The following is a 1042-nucleotide window of genomic DNA, read 5'->3' on the forward strand; positions in this document are numbered from 1 at the left end:
CGAGCAGCGCGTATTCGAGCAGCAGCCCGACCACGCCGATGATGAAGATCGCGATGACGATGTGTTCCACCTTCAGGTTGTTCCACTCGTCCCACAGCCAGAAGCCGATGCCGGTGCCGCCAGTGAGCATTTCAGCGGCCACGATCACCAGCCACGCGGTGCCGATCGACAGCCGCACGCCGGTGAGCATGTACGGCAGCACGGCCGGCAGCAGCACGCGGGTGAACACCTTCCATTCGGACAGGTCGAGCACGCGGGCCACGTTCAGGTAGTCCTGCGGCACGCGCGTCACGCCCACCGCGGTATTGATCACCATCGGCCAGATCGAGCAGATGAAGATGGCCCAGATCGCCGCCGGGTTCGCCGACTTGAACAGCAGCAGGCCGATCGGCAGCCATGCCAGCGGCGAGACCGGGCGCAGCAGGCTGATGATGGGCGCCATCATGGCGTTGAGAAAGGCAAAGCGGCCCAGCGCGAAGCCGGCCGGAATGCCGATCAGCGCCGCCAGCCCGAAGCCCGCCGCCACGCGCGCGAGCGATGCCAGCACGTTCCAGCCGATGCCCTGGTCGTTGGGGCCGTTGCGGTAGAACGGGTCGGAGAACAGCGGCACGGCGGCATGCCAGGTGGCGCCCGGCGTGGGGATGGCGGGAATCATGGTGGCGATGCCGTGCCACATCAGCAGGAACAGCGCAAAGCCCGCGACGGGCGGCATCACCTTGAGCACCACAGCGGTGATGGCGCCGCGCAGTGCCGAGCGGCGGGCATCGGCCTGCGCGGCGAGCACGCGGCGCTCGGCGCGGTCATGGGCCTGCTGGCCGCCAACCATGGCAACCTCGGCGGCGGTGCCGGCATCAGCGGGGGCGGCTTGGTTGGCGGCGTGTGGGGCCGGCTGGGCTAGTGCATTCACATCTGGCTCCTTCGGTAGCCGGCGTGTCGCCACGCCGGTGTTCAAGCGGCAATCAAAATCGGAATCACGCTCGGGCGCTAGGGAACTAGCGCGCGTGCGCTTCAGGCCTTGATCTTGAAACCGTCGGCGTAGGCC

At 68.0% G+C, this 1042-nt stretch carries 1 protein-coding gene; it reads right to left on the minus strand.

Annotated features, from left to right (window positions below):
• Positions 1 to 907: nitrate ABC transporter permease (gene ntrB / locus OR16_RS38785; protein ID WP_006164923.1), on the minus strand; the 907-nt coding region annotated here is incomplete at its 3' end.
• Positions 908 to 1042 lie beyond the last annotated feature (135 nt).

It is taken from the genome of Cupriavidus basilensis OR16 (assembly GCF_000243095.1).
GTDB classification, from domain to species: domain Bacteria; phylum Pseudomonadota; class Gammaproteobacteria; order Burkholderiales; family Burkholderiaceae; genus Cupriavidus; species Cupriavidus basilensis_D.